The organism is Xanthomonas sp. NCPPB 1325 (assembly GCF_041477645.2).
GTDB lineage: Bacteria > Pseudomonadota > Gammaproteobacteria > Xanthomonadales > Xanthomonadaceae > Xanthomonas > Xanthomonas cannabis.
Map to the genome: position 1 here is coordinate 4,052,409 of NZ_CM192985.1, position 21,450 is coordinate 4,073,858.

At 65.8% G+C, this 21,450-nt stretch carries 16 protein-coding genes; 10 read left to right on the forward strand and 6 right to left on the reverse strand.

All coding sequences use genetic code 11. The features are described from left to right. Positions 1-31 precede the first annotated feature (31 nt). The 9 genes from ACCQ10_RS17070 to ACCQ10_RS17110 all read left to right on the forward strand — a co-directional run bounded on the left by ACCQ10_RS17070 (position 32) and on the right by ACCQ10_RS17110 (position 10,614). Positions 32-829, forward strand: a complete 798-nt coding sequence (locus tag ACCQ10_RS17070; RefSeq protein ID WP_039411918.1) for a c-type cytochrome — start codon at positions 32-34, stop codon at positions 827-829. Positions 830-921: 92 nt separating this feature from the next. Then, positions 922-1,572, forward strand: coding sequence for a thiol:disulfide interchange protein DsbA/DsbL (locus ACCQ10_RS17075; RefSeq protein ID WP_372361364.1), 651 nt, complete (start codon positions 922-924; stop codon positions 1,570-1,572). A 91-nt stretch (positions 1,573-1,663) separates the two neighbouring features. Beyond that, on the forward strand, positions 1,664-2,479 hold the full coding sequence (locus tag ACCQ10_RS17080) for a thiol:disulfide interchange protein DsbA/DsbL (RefSeq protein ID WP_039411912.1): 816 nt from the start codon (positions 1,664-1,666) through the stop codon (positions 2,477-2,479). A gap of 49 nt (positions 2,480-2,528) precedes the next feature. Further along, the gene (locus ACCQ10_RS17085) at positions 2,529-3,266 is read left to right on the forward strand and encodes an endonuclease/exonuclease/phosphatase family protein (protein ID WP_047694993.1); all 738 of its coding nucleotides are present in this window, start codon (positions 2,529-2,531) and stop codon (positions 3,264-3,266) included. Between the two features lie 134 nt (positions 3,267-3,400). Then, complete coding sequence (betT, locus tag ACCQ10_RS17090) at positions 3,401-5,380, forward strand: choline BCCT transporter BetT (protein ID WP_372361365.1); 1,980 nt, start codon at positions 3,401-3,403, stop codon at positions 5,378-5,380. A 38-nt stretch (positions 5,381-5,418) separates the two neighbouring features. Beyond that, positions 5,419-6,891, forward strand: coding sequence for a betaine-aldehyde dehydrogenase (gene betB, locus ACCQ10_RS17095; protein ID WP_372361366.1), 1,473 nt, complete (start codon positions 5,419-5,421; stop codon positions 6,889-6,891). Positions 6,892-7,034: 143 nt separating this feature from the next. Beyond that, positions 7,035-8,705: a choline dehydrogenase gene (gene betA, locus ACCQ10_RS17100; protein WP_372361367.1), complete on the forward strand. Its 1,671-nt coding sequence runs from the start codon at positions 7,035-7,037 to the stop codon at positions 8,703-8,705. Positions 8,706-8,900: 195 nt separating this feature from the next. Continuing rightward, on the forward strand, positions 8,901-9,353 hold the full coding sequence (locus ACCQ10_RS17105; RefSeq protein WP_372363160.1) for a MarR family winged helix-turn-helix transcriptional regulator: 453 nt from the start codon (positions 8,901-8,903) through the stop codon (positions 9,351-9,353). Between the two features lie 58 nt (positions 9,354-9,411). Beyond that, on the forward strand, positions 9,412-10,614 hold the full coding sequence (locus ACCQ10_RS17110) for an FAD-dependent monooxygenase (RefSeq protein WP_372361368.1): 1,203 nt from the start codon (positions 9,412-9,414) through the stop codon (positions 10,612-10,614). Between the two features lie 191 nt (positions 10,615-10,805). Here the strand turns inward: ACCQ10_RS17110 and ACCQ10_RS17115 are convergent, their stop codons facing one another. Further along, entirely contained in the window at positions 10,806-13,685 is a 2,880-nt protein-coding gene (locus ACCQ10_RS17115; protein WP_372361369.1) for a TonB-dependent receptor, read from the reverse strand. A gap of 320 nt (positions 13,686-14,005) precedes the next feature. On the opposite strand from ACCQ10_RS17115, the gene ACCQ10_RS17120 reads away from it, so the two are divergent. Next, positions 14,006-15,979 carry a transglycosylase SLT domain-containing protein gene (locus tag ACCQ10_RS17120; protein WP_372361370.1) on the forward strand — a complete coding sequence of 658 codons (1,974 nt, stop codon included), beginning with the start codon at positions 14,006-14,008 and terminating at the stop codon, positions 15,977-15,979. A 168-nt stretch (positions 15,980-16,147) separates the two neighbouring features. Here ACCQ10_RS17120 and ACCQ10_RS17125 read toward each other — a convergent pair whose 3' ends face one another. The 5 genes from ACCQ10_RS17125 to pssA all read right to left on the reverse strand — a co-directional run bounded on the left by ACCQ10_RS17125 (position 16,148) and on the right by pssA (position 21,360). Then, positions 16,148-17,245, reverse strand: coding sequence for a pectate lyase family protein (locus ACCQ10_RS17125; protein ID WP_228314561.1), 1,098 nt, complete (start codon positions 17,243-17,245; stop codon positions 16,148-16,150). Between the two features lie 286 nt (positions 17,246-17,531). Beyond that, complete coding sequence (locus ACCQ10_RS17130; RefSeq protein WP_039412517.1) at positions 17,532-18,665, reverse strand: pectate lyase family protein; 1,134 nt, start codon at positions 18,663-18,665, stop codon at positions 17,532-17,534. Between the two features lie 964 nt (positions 18,666-19,629). Further along, the gene (gene rimI, locus ACCQ10_RS17135) at positions 19,630-20,112 is read right to left on the reverse strand and encodes a ribosomal protein S18-alanine N-acetyltransferase (protein WP_372361371.1); all 483 of its coding nucleotides are present in this window, start codon (positions 20,110-20,112) and stop codon (positions 19,630-19,632) included. Continuing rightward, positions 20,109-20,576, reverse strand: a complete 468-nt coding sequence (locus tag ACCQ10_RS17140) for an alanine acetyltransferase (protein WP_372361372.1) — start codon at positions 20,574-20,576, stop codon at positions 20,109-20,111. The genes rimI and ACCQ10_RS17140 overlap by 4 nt, the downstream gene beginning before the upstream one ends. A 10-nt stretch (positions 20,577-20,586) precedes the next feature. Then, complete coding sequence (gene pssA, locus ACCQ10_RS17145) at positions 20,587-21,360, reverse strand: CDP-diacylglycerol--serine O-phosphatidyltransferase (protein ID WP_039412527.1); 774 nt, start codon at positions 21,358-21,360, stop codon at positions 20,587-20,589. Positions 21,361-21,450: the final 90 nt, after the last annotated feature.

Here is a 21,450-nt window from a genome sequence, read left to right on the forward strand (position 1 = left end):
CGCGGGCCGGGTCCATACGGAGCTTTAGCTGATGCGCCATGCTCGTGTGCTAGTCCTCGCCACCCTCGCCGTGCCGGTCATCGCGGCCGTGGCATTTGCGCAGTCGGCGGTCACGCCGATCCCCGATCCGCCGCCCGTGCGCGTTGCGCCGCTGGAGGTGGATCTGGCCAAGACCACCTGGGGCGATGCCAAGGCCGGCCAGGCCAAGGCGGCGGCCTGCGCGGCCTGCCACGGCCCGGACGGCAACCCGGCGGTGGCCATGTATCCGCGCATCGCCGGCCAGACCGAGCGCTACGTGGCGCATCAGGTCGCGCTGATCGCCAGCGGCGAACGCAACACCGGCATGTCGGCGGTCATGGTGCCGTTCGTCAAGGACCTCACGGCGCAGGACATGCGCGACCTGGGGGCCTACTTCGCCACCCAGAAGTCCGCCGCCGGGGTGGCCGACGACGCGGCCATTGCCGAGGGCCCGTACCAGGGCATGAAGTTCTACGAGGTCGGCGAAAAGCTCTACCGCGGCGGCGACATCGCGCGCGGCGTGCCGGCTTGCATGGCCTGCCATGGCCCGTCCGGCGGCGGCAATCCCGGCCCGGCCTACCCGCGCCTGGGCGGCCAGCATGCCGAGTACGTGGCGCGCCGCCTGAAGGAATACCAGGCCGGCACCACCCAGGAGCGCAATCCGGCGCTGTTCAATATCATGGCGCAGGTAGCGCACCCGCTGACCGAGCAGGAAATCCAGGCGCTGGCCAGTTATCTGCAAGGTCTGCACGACCGCGCAGACGATGCGGCCGCCGCCCAGATGCCCGCCGGCACACCGGCACGCTCATGAGCTGACGGACGCACCTGCCCCACCGTGTCACGACGCCGGTCCCGAGACCGGCGTCGTCGTTTCCCGCTCTCCCCTCGCCCCACGGAGCCCGCATGAATCTGCTTTCCCGCCTGTCCCTGCTGTTGTTGATCCTGGTACCGCTGGCGGCCTGCGCCGCCGACAAGACGGCGCCACCGGTCGAAGGCGAGGACTACACCCTGATCGACGGCGGCCAGCCGTATGCGCCGCTGGCCGGCAAGGTCGAAGTGGTCGAGGTGTTCGGCTACACCTGCCCGCATTGTGCGCATTTCGAACCCACGCTGGAGGCCTGGGCCGCCAAGCAGCCCGCGTACGTGCGCTTCACCCCGGTGCCGGCGGCCTTCGGCGGGTTCTGGGATGCGTTTGCGCGGGCCTATTTCGCCGCCGACATCCTGGGCGTGGCCAAGCGCAGCCACCGCGCAATGTTCGATGCCATCCATGAAAAGCAGAGCGTGCCGACCCAGAACGTGTCCGCAGACGAACTGGCCGTGTTCTATGCCGACTACGGCGTGCCGCAGCAGCGCTTCGTCGACACCCTCAAGAGCGAGGCGGTGGACGCCAGGCTCAAGGCCGCACGCGAGTTCGCCCTGCGCAGCAAGCTGCCCGGCACGCCGGCCCTCATCGTCAACGGCCGCTATCTGATCGGCGCGCGTAATTATCCGGACATGCTGCGCGTGGCCGACTACCTGATCGCCCGCGAACACGCCGCACCTGCCAAGCGCTGAACCGCGTAACCGCCACCGACAGCCGCCCGTGGCATCATGCGCCCCGCGGCCGTCCGGCCCTTTCCTCGCCCCACGCTGGAGATCCAATCCGATGAAGACCCGCTTCGCCCTGACGCTGATGGCGCTGCTGCCGATCCTGGTCGCCTGCAAGGCCCAGGACGGCTCGTCCGACACTGCGCCCGCCGCCACCACGCCGGCGGCCGAGACGGCGCCCGCTCCGGCCGCTGCCACACCGGCCGCTGACCCGGCCGCCCCGCCAGCGGTGGGCGAAAGCGCCACCACCCCGCCGCCGGCCGCACCCAGCGCCGCCCCGCGCGCGCCGAATGGCCCGGAGCCGGTCGCCGGCACCGATTATCTGGATATCGACGGTGGCCAGCCGTATCAGCAGGCCGCCGGCAAGATCGAAGTAGCGGAGGTGTTCGGCTATGTCTGCCCAGCCTGCAACGCGTTCCAGCCGCTGATCGGGCCGTGGAAGGCCGGGCTGCCGTCGGACGTGCATTTCGTCTACGTGCCGGCGATGTTCGGTGGTCCATGGGATGACTACGCGCGCGCCTTCTACGCCGCCGAAACGCTGGGCGTGCAGGAAAAGACCCACGAAGCGCTGTACAAGGCCATCCACGTCGACCAGAGCCTGAAGGGCGAGCGCGGCAAGGACTCGGTGCAGGACATCGCCGCGTTCTACGCCAAGTACGGCGTGGACTCCAAGACCTTCATCGACACCATGAGCAGCTTCGGCGTCTCGGCCAAGACCAACCGCGCCAAGCAGTTCGCCACCCGCAGCAAGATCACCGGCACGCCGTCGCTGATCGTCAACGGCAAGTACCTGGTCAAGGGCCAGAGCTTCCCGGACATGCTGCGCATCGCCGATCACCTGATCGCGCGCGAACGCGCCACGCTGGCCAAGTGAGCCGGACGACCGTCACGCCGTGAACGCTTCGGACTCGCGCACCCTGCGGGTGCTGACCGCCAATATCCAGGCCGGCTCCAGCACCCGCCGCTACAGCGATTACGTGACCCGCAGCTGGTCGCATGCGCTGCCGCTGGGAGCAAAGCGCACCAGCCTGGACAGCATCGCCAAGCTGGCCGGCGAACGCGACATCGTCGGCCTGCAGGAAGCCGACCCGGGCAGCCTGCGCTCGGGCTTCACCAACCAGACCCACTACCTGGCCGAGCGCGCCGGCTTCCATTACTGGAGCCACCAACCCAACCGCCGCATGGGCGGGGTGGCCTCCAGCGCCAACGGCCTGCTCAGCAAGCTCGAACCGCTGGAAGTGCAGGACCATGCCTTGCCCGGCCGCATCGGCGGGCGCGGCATCCTGCTGGCCAAGTTCGGGCAGGGCCGCGAGGGACTTGCGGTGGCGGTGGCGCATCTGTCGCTGGGCGCCAATTCGCGCATGGCGCAGCTGGCCTTCATCGCCGAACTCCTGTCCGAGCATCCCAACGCCATGCTGATGGGCGACTTCAACTGCGTGGCCGACCGGCCGGAAATGCAGGCCCTGTACCGCCACACGCGCCTGCAGCCGCCGAGTTGCGTGGTGCATACCTTCCCGAGCTGGCGGCCGGACCGGGCGATCGACCATATCCTGGTCAGCGACAGCCTGGTGATCGAACACACCGAAGCCATACCGGCAGCGTTTTCGGATCACCTGGCGGTCGGCATGGATATCCGCGTGCCACTGCAGCTGCTGCGCTAGCGCACGCAAGCTGCCAACGGGTTCGCACTGGCGAACTCGACCGATGACACCCCCTCGACACCGCCTGTGCGATAACGCAGGCGGTTTTTTGTTGGGAGCACATCACGTGATACGCATCGTATGAGTGCGTTGCCATGAGTGCGACAGCGCCGCACAGCCAGCCGGTCCGTACCCTGCGCCCGGTGTTCGTGCTGGCGGCCACGGTCGTGTGCACGTTCGCCGTGCTGGTGTCGTTGTTTCCGCTTGAATCAGGCCGCGTACTGCTGGATGCGCAGACCTGGGCCTCGCGCAATGTGGGCTGGTACTACCTGCTGGCAATGACGGTATACCTGGTGTTCGTGCTGGGCGTGGCCTTGTCCAGCTACGGCAACATCAAGCTCGGTGCCGATCACGACGAACCGGAATTCAGCTATCTCTCCTGGGCCGGCATGTTGTTCGCGGCGGGCATCAGCATCACGCTGTTCTTCTTCTGCGTCTCCGAACCGCTCACCCATTACCTGCAACCACCGCAAGGCGGCACCGGCAACGGCGAAGCATCCGCCCGGCAGGCCATGCAGTTGCTGTTCCTGCACTGGGGCCTGCATGGCTGGGGCGTGTTCGCACTCGCCGCCATGGCGCTGGCCTATTTCGCCTTCCGCCACAATTTGCCGCTGGCGTTGCGTTCGGCGCTGTATCCGCTGATCGGCAAGCGTATCAACGGGCCGATCGGTTACACCGTGGACGCACTGGGCATCGTGGCCACCGTATTCGGCCTGGGCGCGGACATGGGCTTTGGCGTGCTGCACCTCAACGCCGGCCTGGGCACCTTGATGGACGTGCCGCACGCGCACTGGGTGCAGGTCGCGCTGATCGCGGCAATGATGGGCGCGGCAATCATTGTCGCGGTCTCCGGCGTGGAAAAAGGCGTGCGCTGGATGTCGGACATCAACATGCTGCTGGCGATCGCGCTGTTGCTGTTCATGCTGTTTGCCGGCCCCACGCAGTACCTGCTCAATGCCTTGATGCAGAATCTGGGCGACTACCTGGGCAGCGTGGTCGGCAAGAGTTTCGATGTGTATGCCTATGGCGGCCGCGCCGACTGGCTGGGCAACTGGACGGTGTTCTACTGGGCCTGGTGGATCGGCTGGGCGCCATTCGTGGGCTTGTTCATCGCACGCATTTCGCGCGGGCGCACCATTCGCGAGTTCGTGCTGGGCGTGCTGTTGATACCGCTCGGTTTCACGCTGGCGTGGCTGTCGATCTTCGGCAATAGCGCACTGGATCAGCTCCTGCACCACGGCCAGGCCGCGTGGGCACAGCAGGCCATCGACGCCCCTGAGACGGTGTTGTATTCGCTGCTGCAGAGTTACCCGTGGAGCCGCACGGTGATCACGGTGACCGTGGCGATCAGCTTCGTGTTCTTCGTGACCTCGGCCGATTCCGGCACGGTGGTGTTGTCCACGCTGTCCTCGCATGGCGGCGAACCGCACGACGACGGGCCGCGCTGGCTGCGCGTGTTCTGGGGCGTGCTCACTGCAGTGGTCACCGCAGGCCTGTTGCTGGCCGGCAGCATGGACGCGCTGAAATCGGCGGTGGTGCTGGCATCGTTGCCGTTCTCGGCGGTGTTGCTGTTGATGGCGTGGGGGCTGTCGCGCGCGCTCAGCGAGGAGTCGCAGCGCAAACGTGCGCAGTTGCATAGCCCCAGTCCGTTGATCGGGCAATCGCGCCATCATGGCGGCTGGCGCCAACGCCTGGGCCAGGCCATGCATTTCCCGGCGCGCGACGAGGTCTATCGCTTCATGCGCGACCAGGTGCGCCCGGCCATCGAGGCGGTGACCGCACAGCTGCAGGAAGAAGGCTGGAACGTCAGCAGCCGCATCGACGACGGCGACATGGACATCAGCGTCGATCATGGCGAGCAGCAGGGTTTCCGCTACCAGGTGGTCCTGCGCGGGTATCTCACCCCGTCGTTTGCCGCACAGCGCCTGCGCAACCAGCGCTATTACCGCGCCGAAGTGTATCTGTACGAAGGCAGCCAGGATTACGACCTGGTCGGTTACAGCCGCGAGCAGATCATCAACGACATCATCGATCAATACGAGCGTCACCTGCAGTTCCTGCACCTCACCCGCTGAGTTGCAGCACTGCGGCGCCTGTCCCCAGGAGGTTTGTCATGCCACGTTTTCCCGACCAGTTGCTGTACATCGGCGGCCGTCATGTTCCCGCCCGCGGCGGCCACACGTTCGAAGTGGTCAACCCCGCTACCGGCGAGGTGCTGGCCAACGTGCACAGCGCCGGTGCCGACGATCTGGATGCTGCAGTCGACAGCGCCAGGGCCGGCCAGCGCGAATGGGCGGCACTGACCACCGTGGAGCGCTCGCGCATCCTGCTGCGCGCGGTGGCCCTGCTGCGCGAGCGCAATGATGCGCTGGCCGAGCTGGAAACGCTCAACACCGGCAAACCGCTGAGCGAAACCCGCAGCGTGGACGTCGTCACCGGCGCCGACGTGCTGGAGTACTACGCCGGTGTGGCGCACGCCCTGCAGGGTGCGCAGGTGCCGCTGCGCGAGGGCAGCTTTTTCTATACACGGCACGAGCCGCTGGGCGTGGTGGGTGCCATCGGCGCGTGGAATTACCCGATCCAGATCGCGCTGTGGAAGGCCGCACCCGCGCTGGCGGCCGGTAACGCGATGATCTTCAAGCCCAGCGAAGTCACCCCGCTCACCGCACTCAAGCTTGCCGAGCTGTTCACCGAAGCCGGCTTGCCCGATGGCGTGTTCAACGTGCTGCCCGGCGATGGTGCCAGCGTGGGCACCGCGCTCACCGAACACCCGCAGATCGAAAAGATCAGCTTCACCGGCGGCACCGCCACCGGCCGCAAGGTGATGGCCAGCGCATCGAGTTCGTCGCTGAAGGACGTGACCATGGAACTGGGCGGCAAGTCGCCGTTGATCGTGTGTGCCGATGCCGACCTGGATCTGGCCGCCGACATCGCGATGATGGCCAACTTCTACAGCTCCGGGCAGGTGTGCACCAACGGCACCCGCGTGTTCGTGCCGCGCGCGCTGCGCAACGCCTTCGAAGCGCGGCTGCTGGCACGCGTGCAACGCATCCATATCGGCGATCCGCTGGATACGCGCACCACCTTCGGCCCATTGGTCAGTGCGGCGCACATGCAGCGGGTGCTCGACTACATCGAACAGGGCAAGGCCGAGGGTGCACGCCTGCTGTGCGGCGGCGAGCGCCTGCGCGATGGTGCGCTGGCGCAGGGCTATTACGTGGCCCCGACCATCTTCAGCGATTGTACCGACGTGATGGCCATCGTGCGCGAGGAAATCTTCGGGCCGGTGCTGAGCCTGCTCACCTACGACGACGAGGACGAAGCGATCGCGCGCGCCAATGCCACCAGCTATGGCCTGGCGGCCGGCGTGGTCACCCCGGATCTGGCGCGTGCACATCGGCTGATCCATCGCCTGGAAGCGGGCATCTGCTGGATCAATACCTGGGGCGAGTCGCCCGCACCGATGCCGGTGGGCGGCTACAAGCAATCCGGCGTGGGGCGCGAGAACGGCCTGGCCACCTTGCAGGCGTATACGCGTACCAAATCGGTCCAGGTCGAGCTGGAACGCTACGCCTCGGTGTTCTGAGGGGTTCGCCCCAGGTCGCAGTCGCTCGGCGGCTGCCTCCTGCCAACCAGGCGCGGGGCGTGGTCACACGTTGCCGCGGCAAGCCCGCACACCTGCGCCGCACCTCAACTGCCGCGGCATCGCAGATGCTTCAGGAGACCACCATGCAACGCGAATACGACTACATCATCATCGGCGCAGGTTCGGCCGGTAACGTGCTGGCCGCGCGCCTGACCGAAGACCCGGGCGTGACCGTGCTGTTGCTCGAAGCAGGTGGGCCGGACTACCGTCTGGACTTCCGCACCCAGATGCCCGCAGCGCTGGCATTTCCGCTGCAGGGCCGCCGCTACAACTGGGCCTACGAGACCGAGCCGGAACCGTACATGGACAACCGGCGGATGGAGTGCGGGCGCGGCAAGGGCCTGGGTGGCTCCTCGCTGATCAACGGCATGTGCTACATCCGCGGCAACGCGCTGGACTTCGATCACTGGGCCAAGCGGCCGGGCCTGGAGGACTGGAGCTACCGCGATGTGCTGCCCTACTTCCGCAAGGCCGAAACGCGCGACATCGGCGCTAATGACTATCACGGCGGCGACGGCCCGGTGAGCGTGGCCACGCCGAAGAACGACAACAACGTGTTGTTCCATGCCATGGTCGAGGCGGGCGTCCAGGCGGGCTACCCACGCACCGATGATCTCAACGGCTATCAGCAGGAAGGCTTCGGGCCGATGGACCGCACTGTCACCCCGCGCGGCCGCCGCGCTAGCACCGCGCGCGGTTACCTGGACATGGCCAAGCCGCGCGATGGCCTGCACATCGTCACCCACGCCACTACCGACCGCATCCTGTTTGCCGGCAAGCGCGCCATCGGCGTGCATTACCTGGTCGGCAACAGCAGCGAAGGCATCGATGCGCATGCGCGTCGCGAAGTGCTGGTGTGCGCCGGCGCGATTGCATCGCCGCAACTGTTGCAGCGCTCCGGCGTGGGCGCGCCCGATCTGCTGCGTGCGCTCGACGTGCAACTGGTGCACGACCTGCCAGGGGTGGGCCAGAATCTGCAGGACCATCTGGAGGTCTACATCCAGTACGCGTGCACCAAGCCGGTGTCGCTGTACCCGGCCTTGCAATGGTGGAACCAGCCTGCGATCGGCGCCGAATGGTTGTTTGCCGGCACCGGCACCGGTGCAAGCAATCAGTTCGAGGCCGGCGGCTTCATCCGCACGCGCGATGAGTTCGACTGGCCCAACATCCAGTACCACTTCCTCCCCGTCGCCATCAATTACAACGGCAGCAATGCGGTGAAGGAGCACGGCTTCCAGGCGCATGTCGGCTCGATGCGCACGCCCAGCCGCGGACGCGTGCATGCCAAGTCGCGCGATCCGCGTCAGCATCCGTCCATCCTGTTCAATTACCAATCCACCGACCAGGACTGGCAGGAATTCCGCGACGCGATCCGGATCACCCGCGAGATCATCGCCCAGCCCGCGCTCGATGCGTACCGCGGCCGCGAAATCAGCCCGAGCGCCGATTGCAGGACCGATGCGGAACTGGATGCCTTCGTCCGCGCGCGTGCGGAAACCGCCTACCACCCGTCGTGTTCGTGTGCGATGGGCACCGACGACATGGCCGTGGTGGATGGGCAGGGCCGCGTGCACGGCATGGAAGGCCTGCGCGTGATCGACGCGTCCATCATGCCGCGCATCATCACCGGCAACCTCAATGCGACCACCATCATGATCGCCGAGAAGATCGCCGACCGCATGCGCGGGCGCACTCCCTTGCCGCGCAGCACGGCCGACTATTACATCGCAGGCGATGCGCCGGTTCGCCGTTGAGCCGAGCGCTTGCTTGAAACTGTAAGCGCGAGCGCGCCGGTCGCCTCGCGCATCGGCAGCGGCGCGTCGCGGTTGCATGCGCTCGGCAACAGCACCGGGCGCCACTTCATCGTCAACGGTACTGCTGCCTGCAAGATGACCGCAGCGCCATTGACGCAAGCGCCTCGCCGGGCACACGTGGGCTATGCTTTGCGCATGACCTCGGACATCCACCCGGAAGCCGCCATCGCGCCCGGCTATCTGGCCAACCATGCCGCGCGCGTCTTCAATCGTCTGGTCGATGCCCGCCTGCGCGAGCATGGACTCACGCTCGCGCTGATCGGGCCATTACTGCTGTTGTCCTGGAAGGGCCCGATGCTGCAGCGGGACCTGGTACGCGAGTCTGCGGTGAAGCAGCCGGCGATGGCCGCGTTGCTGGACAAGCTTGAAGCGATGGCGCTGATCGCGCGCGAAGCATCGTCGACCGACAAGCGCGCCGCCACCGTCCGCTTGACCGCGGCAGGGCAAGACGCCGCCGCAACCGGGCGTACCGTCCTGCTCGATGTCAATGCACTCGGCGTCTCGGGATTTTCCGGCAAGGACGCCGGCCTGCTGACGGCGCTTCTCGGCCGGCTCATCGCCAACCTGGAATCCGCTGTCGGCGAATAGCATCACGCATGATATTTACGTATCATGCGTGATGTAAACTCACTGCAGGAGTGGTCGCATGTCCCGCCGGATACTCATTACAGGCGCCAGCGTCGCCGGGACCACCGCTGCGTGGTGGCTTGACGCGTACGGGGTCGAGGTGGAGGTGGTCGAACGCGCATCGGCGTTTCGTGATGGCGGCCAGAACGTCGACGTCCGGGGCAATGCGCGCGACGTGCTGCGCCGCATGGGATTGGAAGCCCGCGCATTCGAACGCAGTACCAGGGAGCTCGGCACCGACTGGGTGGACGCAGACGATCGCGTCATTGCGCGGTTCAAGGCAGACGCGTCAGACACCGACAGCGGACCCACCGCCGACCTGGAAATCCGTCGCGGCGACCTTGCACGCATGTTGTACGAGGCCTCGCGCGAACGCGTGGCCTATCGCTTCGGCGACAGCGTGTGCGGTGTCGCCCAGGACCAGGCCGGTGTCGAGATCACCTTCCACAGTGGTCGATGCGCCCGCTACGACGCGGTCATCGTCGCCGAAGGCGTTGGGTCGCATACCCGCGAACTGGTGTTTCCCGGCGAGAACGTGCCGCGCTGGATGGACCTGACCCTTGCGTATTTCAGCATCCCCCGGCAATCGCACGACAGTGCCTATGCCAGGCAATACAACACGGTGGGCGGACGCGGCGCAACGCTCAAACCCGCACTCGACGGCAAGCTTGGCGCTTACCTGGGCATACAAAAAAAGCCCGGAGGCGAGAACGCCTGGACGCCGGAGCGGCAGCACCGCTTCATCGAAACCCAGTTCGCCAACGATGGCTGGGAATTTCCACGCATTCTCGCCGCGATGCGGGACGTCGACGATTTCTATTTCGATGTGTTGCGTCAGGTGCACATGCCGCGGTGGTCCGCCGGCCGGGTGGTGCTGACGGGCGATGCCGCCTGGTGCCCCACCTCGCTGTCGGGCATCGGCACGACGCTGGCGTTGGTCGGCAGCTACGTGCTGGCAGGCGAACTTGCCCAGGCCGTCTCGCCGATGCACGCGTGCATGCGCTACGAACGGATCATGCGCCCGTTCGTCAAGGAAGGTCAGAACATTCCCAAGCTCGTGCCGCGCCTGCTGTGGCCGCACTCCGCAATAGGGCTGACGCTATTGCGTGGGGCGATGCGCGTGGCAGGCATGCCGATTGTTCGTCGTCTCGTCACTGACGGCTTCGCACGTGATTCCAACAGGATCGCCTTGCCCGACTATCGCCCGATAGCAACCCTTTAAAGCGGCCGTTGCATCCGGTCCGTCGCAACCACTGCACGGCAGCGCTCCGTCCATCAATATGGCGCCTGGCGGCCGGCTCCCAGGCCCGACGCCAGGAGCAAGGCGCAACGGCGATCATGCCTGTGCATGACCGCCGTTGCATGTCGGCACACGTGGGCCTCCCTGGGAACCACGCGGCGTCTGGTCGCCCCCTAGAACTTCAGGTCCACGCGCGCGTACCAGAAACGCCCGCCGGGAATGTCGTAGGTGGAGGCGTCATAGCCGTTGAGGGAGCACGACAGGCAGATCGGTGGGTCCTTGTCGAACACGTTGTTCAAGCCGGCCGTGAGCTGCAGGCCCTTGAGCCAATCGACGCGATACCCGATCTGTGCATCGTGATAGGTGATTGCATCCAGCTGATTGGTGCCCTCGGCCGGATTGCCACACACCGCAAACTCCACCGCATCGCCGCACTGCTCGGTGAGCTTGGAGATGTGCCGCGCCGTCCACGACGCCGTCCAGTTACCCAGCGACCAATCCAGCACGGCGTTGCTGGTCCACTCGGGAATCGCGCTGTCGACCACTTCGATGCCCGGCCCCTGCGGCTGGCGCTGGCCCGCTGCGCCAAGCGCCTCGTAGCGGCCCACGAAGGTGTTCTGCCACGACAGCTTGAAGCGGCCGAACGCGGTTTCCGGCAATGTCCAGAACACGTCCACGTCCCAACCGTCGGTCTTGATCGAGCCCAGGTTGGTCAGGCGGTTGTTGAACGCATTGATGCCGCCGGTGGAGGCGCGTGCAATGCCGTCGCAATACAGCGCGTCCAGTGTGTCCACGCACAGATCCAGCTGGGTCTGCGCATTGATTGCCTGGATCGCACCGTCCACATGATGGCGATAGAACGTGGCTTCCAGATCGAGCCGATCCGACCAGCTGGCGTTGCTGGCAAAGCCGGGGCTGAAGACGAAGCCGGCACTGAAGCTGCGTGAGCGTTCCGGGTCCAGCTGTTCATTGCCGCCGGTGGTCACCGAGATCTGCTGATTGGCCTGCTGGTACCCGCCCGGCACGCCCAGTGCGGCGCAGTTGGCGGCGCTGCCACGCGGTGCGGTGCCGCCCAGGCCGATCGAGCAAGGGTCCGACAGCTGCAGGTCGGCGCGTGCGGCCGAACCGAACAGCTCGCCGATGGTGGGCGCACGGAAACCTTCGGCGTAACTGGTGCGCAACACCAGCTCGTCGGTCACCTGCCAACGCAGGCCGTACTTGGGCGTGAACTCGCCCCCGAAGGTGGAGTAATCCGAATAGCGCCCGGCGATGTTCAGATCGAGTTTGTCGCCCAGCGAGGAGTTGGCGAAGATCGGGATGTTGAGTTCGAGATAGGCCTCGTTGACGTCGTAGCTGCCGGAGGTGGGCAACGACGGCACGCCGTTGTAGCGCCCGGCCACGGTCAGCGGATCGGGCTGATACGCGCCTTCGTACTTGCGGTATTCGTAGCCGGTGGCAAACGACACCGCGCCGCCGGGGAACTGGAACAGTTCACTGCTGAGGTTGGCGGTGAACAGGTTCAATTCGTTCTGGCTGCGGTCGCGTACCACCGGCTGGATCCAGCGCAACATGTCCGGCGTGATGCTGCCGGCGCCGCTGAAGATATCCAGCGGCACGCAGCCGGCCACTGCCGCGCATGCAGCCGGGTCGCCGAGCGCCAGATTGATGTTGAAAAGGTTGTAGCTGCCGTAATTGGTCTGCTCGGCCTTGTTCTTGCTGTACATGCCGTTGACGTCCCAGAACCAGGTCCGCGCGGCGCCCTCGAAGGTGCCCACCAGCCCGGTGCCGACGTATTGCGTATCCACCTGCTGCTGGTAGCGCCGCGGCCCGCCTTCCACCGGGCGCCGGCCGATCTGGATCAGATTGGTGGCCGAATCCAGATCGAAGCCGAACGGATTGAACGGATTGAGCGCCGAGATCCGGATGTTGTCGGCCAGCGGATTGCCGGTGCCTGCATCGGGGCCGAGAAAGATTGGCTCCGGTGCGGCCTGGTTGGTCGACTCGCGGCGATTGCCCAACGCCTTGACGTACCACTGCACATCGTCGTTGAAGTAATAGCGGAACTGCGCAAACACGCCCTTGCGCTCGGACGGCGTCAGCAGCAGGTTCTGTTCGGCAAAGTTGTAGCGATCGGCGGTGCCGAAGCAGTGGTAATCATCGCTGCGCGTGCAACCGGCGCTGCCATCGTATTGCGGCGTGCCCACACCGGCATTGGGGGTGAGGTTCTGGCGCACACCGGTGTTCGGGTCGACGAACTGGAAGCGCCCGTCCGGCGTGGCCGAGCTGCCGAAGGTCAGCCCGGTACCGGGGATCGGGAAGCGCGCCTGCGCACGGTCACGCGCATAGATCGGATCCTGCTTGACGTAGCTGGCGCCCAAAAACAGGCTGAAATCCTCGCCACTGGTCCCCCAGGCCAGATCCACGCCCTGGTTGGCGCCATCGCCCTTGCCGTACTGGCCGTAGTTGAGCGTGACCTGCGCGCCATCGAAGGTGCGCCGGGTGATGATGTTGACCACGCCGGCGATCGCGTCGGAGCCGTACAACGACGAGGCGCCGTCTTCGAGCACTTCGATGCGCTCCACGATCGCCAGCGGAATGGTGTTGAGGTCGGTCGACGACCCCACGCCGGACGCCGAGGATTCGTTGACCCAGCGGATGCCATCGACCAGCACCAGCACGCGCTTGGAGCCGAGATGGCGCAGATCCACCTGCGCCGAGCCCGCGCCCACCCCGCCTCCATCGGGCGGGAAACCGAAATTGCCGGACGAATTGAACTTGGCGTTGAGCGCCGAACCGGACGCGGTGAGCTCCTGCAGCACCTCGCCGATCGAGGTCAGGCCGGTGCGCTCGATATCGGCGCGGTTGAGCGTCTGGATCGGCACCTGGCCTTGCAACTCGGCCGTCTTGATGCGGGTACCGGTGACCTGCACGCTATCGAGCGTGCGCGTGCCGGGTGCGGCCTCGGGCTGTTGCGCCCAGGCGAGTGTGGGAATCAAACACAACGACAACTGCACGGCCAGGCGCGACCGCGACGGGCAAATCAGACGCTTCATCCTTTCTCTCTCCGGAAGGATCTTCAAAGTGTCCGCACGCCCCCGTGCCCTGCGGTCCCGCGCCAAGTTGTAAACGAAACCTTAACGCATCGCAATCTGGCGGTGCAGCACTGCGATGCGTGTCGCGCTCGGGGCCGGCCTGTGCCTGGCGCCAGCGTCTGCACATTTCGCGCGACGGCGATGGCGATGGCGATGGCGATCGCCATGACGCCGCGCTGCCGCCACCGCGTAGGGAGCATGGTCAAGGCTGCATGGTTCGCCGGCATGGTTGTCTCGCGCGTTCACTCAGGTGCCCAGCCCTGCTTCGGTATCATCGCGCGATGACTTCTGCCCCCCGTTTCGCCGCTCTCCTCGCCGGCCTGCTGTGCCTTGGCAGCACCGCCTTGCATGCGCAAATCCTCGATCCCCAGCTGACCGCGATGCGCGATGCCATCGCCGCGGCAGAGCGCGGCCAGTCCGATCCCGCCCAGCTCACTGCCTTGAACCGCCATCCGCTGTATGGCTGGCTGGAGTTCGCCACCCTCAAGCGCAGCATCGACACCGTCTCGAACGCGCAGGCGCAGAGCTTTCTGCAGCGCTACGCCGGCCAGCCGGTGGCCGAGAGCTTCCGCAGCACCTGGCTGCCGGCAGTGGCACGGCGTCAGGACTGGACCACGCTGCTGGCCAATTGGAAGAACACCGACAATACGGGCCTGCGCTGCGCACACCTCACTGCGCGGCAAGCCACCGGACGGATGGACGCGCAGTGGAGCCGCGACGCGCTGGGGCTGTGGCGCAACGGCAAGCCCCTGCCCGACGCCTGCGAACCCGTCATTGCCGCTCTGGATGCGCGCGGCGATCTGACCCCGGCGCTGCGCTGGGAGCGCGTGGAAGCCGCCGCCGATGCGCAGCTGCCTGCGGTGATGCGTACCGCGGCGCGTGGCTTGCCGGCGGCTGATCTGGCACTGGCAACCGATTACGCTGCCTTTCTCGACAAGGTCCACCCGCGTGCACTGGGTTGGCCCAGGACCGAACGCAGCCGCCGCATCGCCGTCGATGGCCTGGCCAAGCTCGCCAAGAGCGACCCCGATGCTGCCGAACAACAGTTGCCGCCGCTGGCCAGCGCGCTGGGTTTCAGCGACGCGCAACGCGGCCAGGTGCTGTATCAGATCGCGCTCTGGACAGTCGCCTCCTACCTGCCGGACTCGGCGCGCCGGCTCAACGCGGTGCCCGACGGCGCCTATGACGAACGCCTGCACGAATGGCGCGCGCGCGAGGCGATGGCGCGTGGCGACTGGCCCGCGGCGTTGGCAGCAATCCGCAAGATGCCGGCCAGCCAACGCGCCGACTCGCGCTGGCAGTATTTCGAAGCGCGCCTCACCGAAAAGACCGGCGCGGCCGCCGCTGCACAGCCGCTGTATCGCGCAGCGGCGCAGTCGCCCACCTTTCACGGCTTCCTGGCGGCCGACCGGCTGCAGCAACCGTATCGGCTATGCCCATGGGAGCCCAAGGACAGCCCGCAGGCGAAGGCCGCGGTGGCACGCGATCCCGCACTGATGCGCGCGATCGCCCTGTTCCAGATCGACCGTCCCGGCTGGGCGGTGGCCGAATGGAATGATGCCGCCAGCCGCTTCGATGACACCCAGCGCCGCCTGGCCGTGGAAGTGGCCAGCGACAACGGCTGGTTCGACCGCGCGGTGTTTGCACTTGGCAAGCAACCGGACGAGCAGCGGCTGTATTCGCTGCGCTTCCCGCTGCATCACGACGACAGCATTCGTCGCGAAGCTGCCAAGAATGCGATCGACCCGGCCTGGGTGGCCGCGGAGATCCGTGCCGAAAGCATCTTCAATCCGCGCGCACGCTCGCCCGCCAATGCGATGGGCCTGATGCAGGTATTGCCGGGCACCGGCGCGGCGGTGGCCAAGGGGATCGCCCTGCCCGGCTATGCCGGCGCCGCCAGCCTGTACGAGCCGGACACCAATATCGCCATCGGCACCGCCTACCTGCGTCAGTTGCTCAACACCTACGGCCTGCCCTACCTCACCATCGCCGCCTACAACGCCGGCCCCGCCCCGACCGGCCGCTGGCTATCGCAGCGCCCCGGCTTCGAGCCGGACTTCTGGATCGAGACCATCAGCTACAAGGAAACCCGCGACTATGTTGCGCGCGTGCTGGCCTTCAGCGTGATCTACGACTGGCGACTCAACGGCGACATGCTCCCGCTCAGCGATCGCCTGATGGGCAAGCTGGTGGACAAACGCCAGAAGCCCGTCTGCGCGCCCGGCCAGGGCGCGAGCAACGCTGCGCAAGACTGAGGACGCGTCGGCCGGCAGACAAGGCGATGGGGCTGGATGGCTGCGCTGCGCCAATACGCAGCGTGTCGTGGCGAATACCCAGGCTCAGAATGACCAACGCCCGCAGTGCTGCGGGCGTTGGATGTTGCTGTTTGGCGCTGCAGCCATCACAGCGTTGCCTGCACCTGGTTACAGCTTGCCGGCACCGGCCTTGGCCTTGACGTCTGCAGCGACCTTGTTGGCAGACAGCAAGTTGTAGGTGTACGGCGGCTTCCAGCCGATGTTGCTGTTCCACGAGCAGCTCAGCGCCTTGCCATTGAGCAGCGAGCCCTGGTCGCGGTACACGCTGCCCTTGTAGTCGGCAGCGATCTTGTCGCAGCTGCTCACGCCGCTGATGTCGAAGGCGTTGTTCTCGGAGAAGATCTTCGACTCCTTGCCCACGCCATGTGCGTGCGAGAACGGGTACACCTTATGACTGGTGCTGCCCACGTGGTAGTTGTTGTACAGATGCACCTGGCCGAAGCGCACCCGCGGCGCACGCGCGGAGATGTTCTCGAACAAGGTGTTGTGGATGGTGACCTTGAGCTTGCCGCTATCGGTGCTGGAAGCGCTGTCGCTGGAACCGATCAAGTCGTTCTTCTCGTGCGACTTGAACGCCGAGTACGAGATGGTCACGAAGTTGGCGCCTTTCTTGACGTCCATTGCGCCATCGTGGTGCTGCTTGGGGCGGCCGTTGGCGGTGCCGTTCTGGTCGTCGGTGCGGCGACCATCGGTAAAGGTGACATGGTCCACCCACACATTGGTGGCGCCTTCCACGGTCAGGCCGTCGTACTCGGAATTCCAGTTGCCCTTGTCGCCATCGTCGGCGTCCCACTTCGGCTCCGGATCCCACGGATTTTCGATGGTGAGGTTACGCACGATGACGTCATTGGCCTTGACGTAGAAATAGCCCTCGCGAATTTCCGCATTGGTGCCGACGCCGATCAAGGTGGTCTTGGTCGGGATATCCAGGCGCGCACGCGTCTTCATGTCCGAGGTCTTGGTGTAGGGCTTGCCTTCGCTGATGTCGATGACACCCTTGACCTTGATGATGCGCCCGTTACTGCCGACGCTGGCCTTCAATGCGGCCTTCAATTGTGCTGCGGTGCTGACGGTGTAGATGTTCGCGGCCGCTGCCTTCGAACCGCCCTTGGTACCGCCGTTCTGGGTGGCCCAACCAGTGGTGGCAACCTCCAGCGCGGGGTCGGCGGCGTGGGCCGTGGTCGACAACAACGTGGCGCTCAACATGACACCCACAACGGTACGTCCCACAACAGTCGATGCTTTCGACATGGTGATCAAATCTCTTGAATGAGTGGTGCATGGCACACCGCCGTGCGGTGTGCTCCCCGTGTGCTCGCCCAGGCCATCAGGCCAGTCCCCTAGCGAGCCCGTCCGATGCTAATGCGTATGTACATTTTTTAACAGTACATTTCGCACATATTGCACCTGCGTTTTTGGAATGACTCCGCAGCACATGCAGCACGCGTCGTCGCGCACTGCATGTGGCGCGTCTTGTCGAAGGTGCGATCGCTTACAGCTTGCCGGCGCCTGCTTTTGCCTTGACGTCGGCGGCGACCTTGTCGGCCGACAACAGGCTGTAGGTGTAGGGCGGGGTCCAGCCGATGTTGCTGTTCCACGAGCAGCTCAGTGCCTTGCCGTTGAGCAGCGAGCCCTGGTCGCGGTACACGCTGCCGCCGTAGTCGGCGGCGATCTTGTCGCAGCTGCTCACGCCACTGATGTCGAACACATTGCGCTCGGAGAAGATCTTCGACTCCTTGCCCACGCCATGTGCGTGCGAGAACGGGTACACCTTATGGCTGGTGCTGCCCACGTGGTAGTTGTTGTACAGATGCACCTGGCCAAAGCGCACCCGCGGCGCACGCGCGGAGATGTTTTCGAACAAGGTGTTGTGGATGGTGACCTTGAGCTTGCCGCTATCGGTGCTGGAAGCGCTGTCGCTGGAACCGATCAAGTCGTTCTTCTCGTGCGACTTGAACGCCGAGTACGAGATGGTCACGAAGTTGGCGCCTTTCTTGACGTCCATTGCGCCATCGTGGTGCTGCTTGGGGCGGCCATTGGCGGTGCCGTTCTGGTCGTCGGTGCGGCGACCATCGGTGAAGGTGACATGGTCCACCCACACATTGGTGGCGCCTTCCACGGTCAGGCCGTCGTACTCGGAATTCCAGTTGCCGGCACTGCCATCATCCGGGTCCCACACCGGCTGCGGGTCCCACGGATTTTCGATGGTGATGTTACGGATGATGACGTCATTGGCCTTGACGTAGAAATAGCCTTCGCGGATCTCGGCGTTGCTGGTGATGCCGATCAGCGTGGTCTTGGTCGGGATGTCCAGACGTGCGCGGCTCTTCATATCGGCCGTCGTGGTATAGGCCTTGCCTTCGCTGATATCGATGATGCCGCTGATCTTGATGATGCGTCCGTTGCTTCCCACGCTGGCCTTGAGCGCGTTCTTCAGTTCCGCAGCAGTCTTGACCGTGTAGATGTTGGCGGCGGCGGCTTTCGAACCGCCCTTGGTGCCACCGTTCTGCGTTGCCCACCCGGTGGTTGCCACTTCCAGCGCAGGATCGGCATAGGCAACGCCGGTGAGCAGCAACGACCCGACAAACAGCGACGCGGCGGCCGCCGTTGACAATTTCGGCTTCATCTTGGATGTCTCCCTCGAATGGGTTCGATGCACCGCGCAGCGGCACATCCCTCGTCTATCGACTACGGAACGTACTTTTCAGGTTTGTAATTTTCAGTTCCGCGCCACCGATACTAGGAGCATCGCAATCGCTTGTATCTAGGCAATGCATCGATATGCACGCGCAGTCACGCAAACGGTTGCGAGACACGCGAGAGAGGACAAAACGCTGCAATCAAGACACGCGAGGACAGCGCCAGGGACACTGCAACGCAACATGATGCGTGTCGCAGTGCAGCCGTGCATGGGTCGGATACCGGGTGTCGCTGCGATCACACACAGGCAGCGTCAAGCTGCGTGCGGTGCACAGTGACGTGTCGCTTGCCACGCGTTCGATCGCTGCGCATGTGGTTGCCGCGATAACGCAACCGGTGATGCCGTACGCGTTGGAAGTTCGTCGACGCGCTGCATGAGCGACACGTATCCCGACAGACTCACGTGGCGTGCGCGATCCGGCCGAGACATCCCGCGCACGGGTGCTTGACGCAAGGCACGCAAGAGACGCCGTGATCGCAGACGAAGCATCTCACCGCAACTGCTGGCGATGATGCGGTCCATCAGCGCGTTTGGACCGTCTCGCCTGCGACCAAGCGCAGCATCCGTAGCGGCACGCATGCGGCGCAACGGTGCACGTATGTTTCACGAGCGCTCAGCGAAATGTCGCGAGCAGCCGTCTAGTGGTGCGGGCGGCATGCAGGACCCGGAATCGACAGACAGCTGTCCATCTCGGGCACCGGCCGCGCCCGCCTGCGGGGCACGTAACCGTCTCGTTCGCTGCTCCAGCCGCTATGGCGAGCCGTGTCCATCGCCAGGATCGTGGCCTTCTCACGCGTACGCTTGCGCCTCTCGCATCGCACCGATGCGCGCCAGATCCGCACTCAAGTCAGCGCACAGCGCCCCGCCATGGCAGGACTGCCGCGCTCGCTCAGGAGAAGCCTTCGAAGAACAACTCGATCGCCATCACCAACGCATCCTCGCGGCCGGCGTGGGAGGGGTAGTACCGCGGACGCCGCCCGATCTCGTTGAAGCCTTCGGAGTGATACAGCGCAATCGCCGACGGATTGGATGGGCGTACTTCCAGAAATGCGCGCCGCGCGCCGCGGTCGCAGGCGCCCTTGATCAGCGCGCGCAACAGCACGCGCCCGTGCCCTTGCGATTGTGCTTCGGGCGCAATGCAGACATTGAGCACATGTGCCTCGTCGGCAGCGACGCTGATGACGCCATAGCCGATGACCTGGCCAGCCTGCTCCATCACCCATCCCGGGTAACCGGCCTGCAGGCAATCGCGAAAGATGCTGCGCGTCCAAGGAAACGGGTAGGCGCGCAGCTCGATCTCCATCACCACGTCCAGATCGCTTTCGCGCATGGCACGCAACGTGGCGGGCAGCGGCGCGTTCATCGCGCTCATGCCGGGTCCTGGCGACGACGCAAGGCGCGCAGCTGCGGCCACAGTGCCCGCTTGGCGGCCGGGTTGCCACGCAATTCGGCCAACGGCCAGGACGCCATCAAGGCTTGGGTGCTGGGATCACCGGGGTTGCAACCGGACGCACGCAACAGCGCCATCTGCAGGCGATCGGGCAGACCGACACGGCTGCGCCGTTGGGGCGCGGTCGTGGCGGTGGTGTCCGGGACGCGCGGCGGCTCGGCCGGCGCTACAGGCGCCGGACGCCGCGGCGATGCGCTGGCAGCCGGCGCGGTTTGCGCTGCGCGTGGCGCACGCACTGGCGCCGACACCGGCGCGCTGTCGGCCACGTCCACCGGTGCAGGCAACGCATCGGCCGCATCACGGTCCAGATACACGGTGTGCCCCATCGCCTGCAGGCACGACACCTGCAGATCGGACCACACCGGTTCGCTGGCTGCCTGGTTCATGGACGCCGGCTCACGGGAGCTCGGGCACGCGCCGCCAGCGCCGCCACAGCCACATCACCGGGCCGGACAACGCATACAACACGCCGATCACCAGCAGCGAGCGCGCCAGATCGATCACCAGCAACGCGATCACCACCGTGGCGATGGCCAACGCCAGAAACGGCACACGGTCGGCACGCGGGCCGCGAGCGCCACCCTTGAAGCTCCAGAAGCGGATCCGGCTGACCATCAACAGCGCCGACACCACCGTGACGGCCAGCGCCACATAGCGCAGCTGCTCGCCATCGAAGCCCAGGCTGTCGTCGGCGAATGCCCACACGAAGGACATCATCAGCCCCGCCGCTGCCGGGCTGGCGAGCCCGATGAACCAGCGCTTGTCCACCACCCCGACCTGCGTGTTGAAGCGCGCCAGCCGCAACGCCGCGCAGGCTGCATACAAAAAGGCAGCCGACCAGCCAACCCGGCCCATCACGTTGCTGTCGTACTTCAGCGCCGACAGCGACCAGTGGTACATCACCAGCGCCGGGGCCATGCCGAAGCTGACCAGATCGGCCAGCGAGTCGTACTGCACACCGAACTCGCTGCTGGTGTTGGTCAGGCGCGCCACCCGGCCGTCCAGCCCGTCCATCACCGCAGCCACGAACACCGCCATGGCCGCCTGCACGAACTGGCCATTGGCAGCGGCGATGATGGCGTAGAACCCGGAAAACAGCCCGGCGGTGGTGAACAGGTTCGGCAGCAGGTAAATCGTGCGCGAGCGCGGAGGCGGTCTCATTTCATCCATCCGCCAAGTGTAGGGCCTGAGGTCCGTCCGGCGGTAGCGCGCCCTGCAGGCGCGATCACTTGCCAGGGCAGGCGCCGGATGCTGCAATCG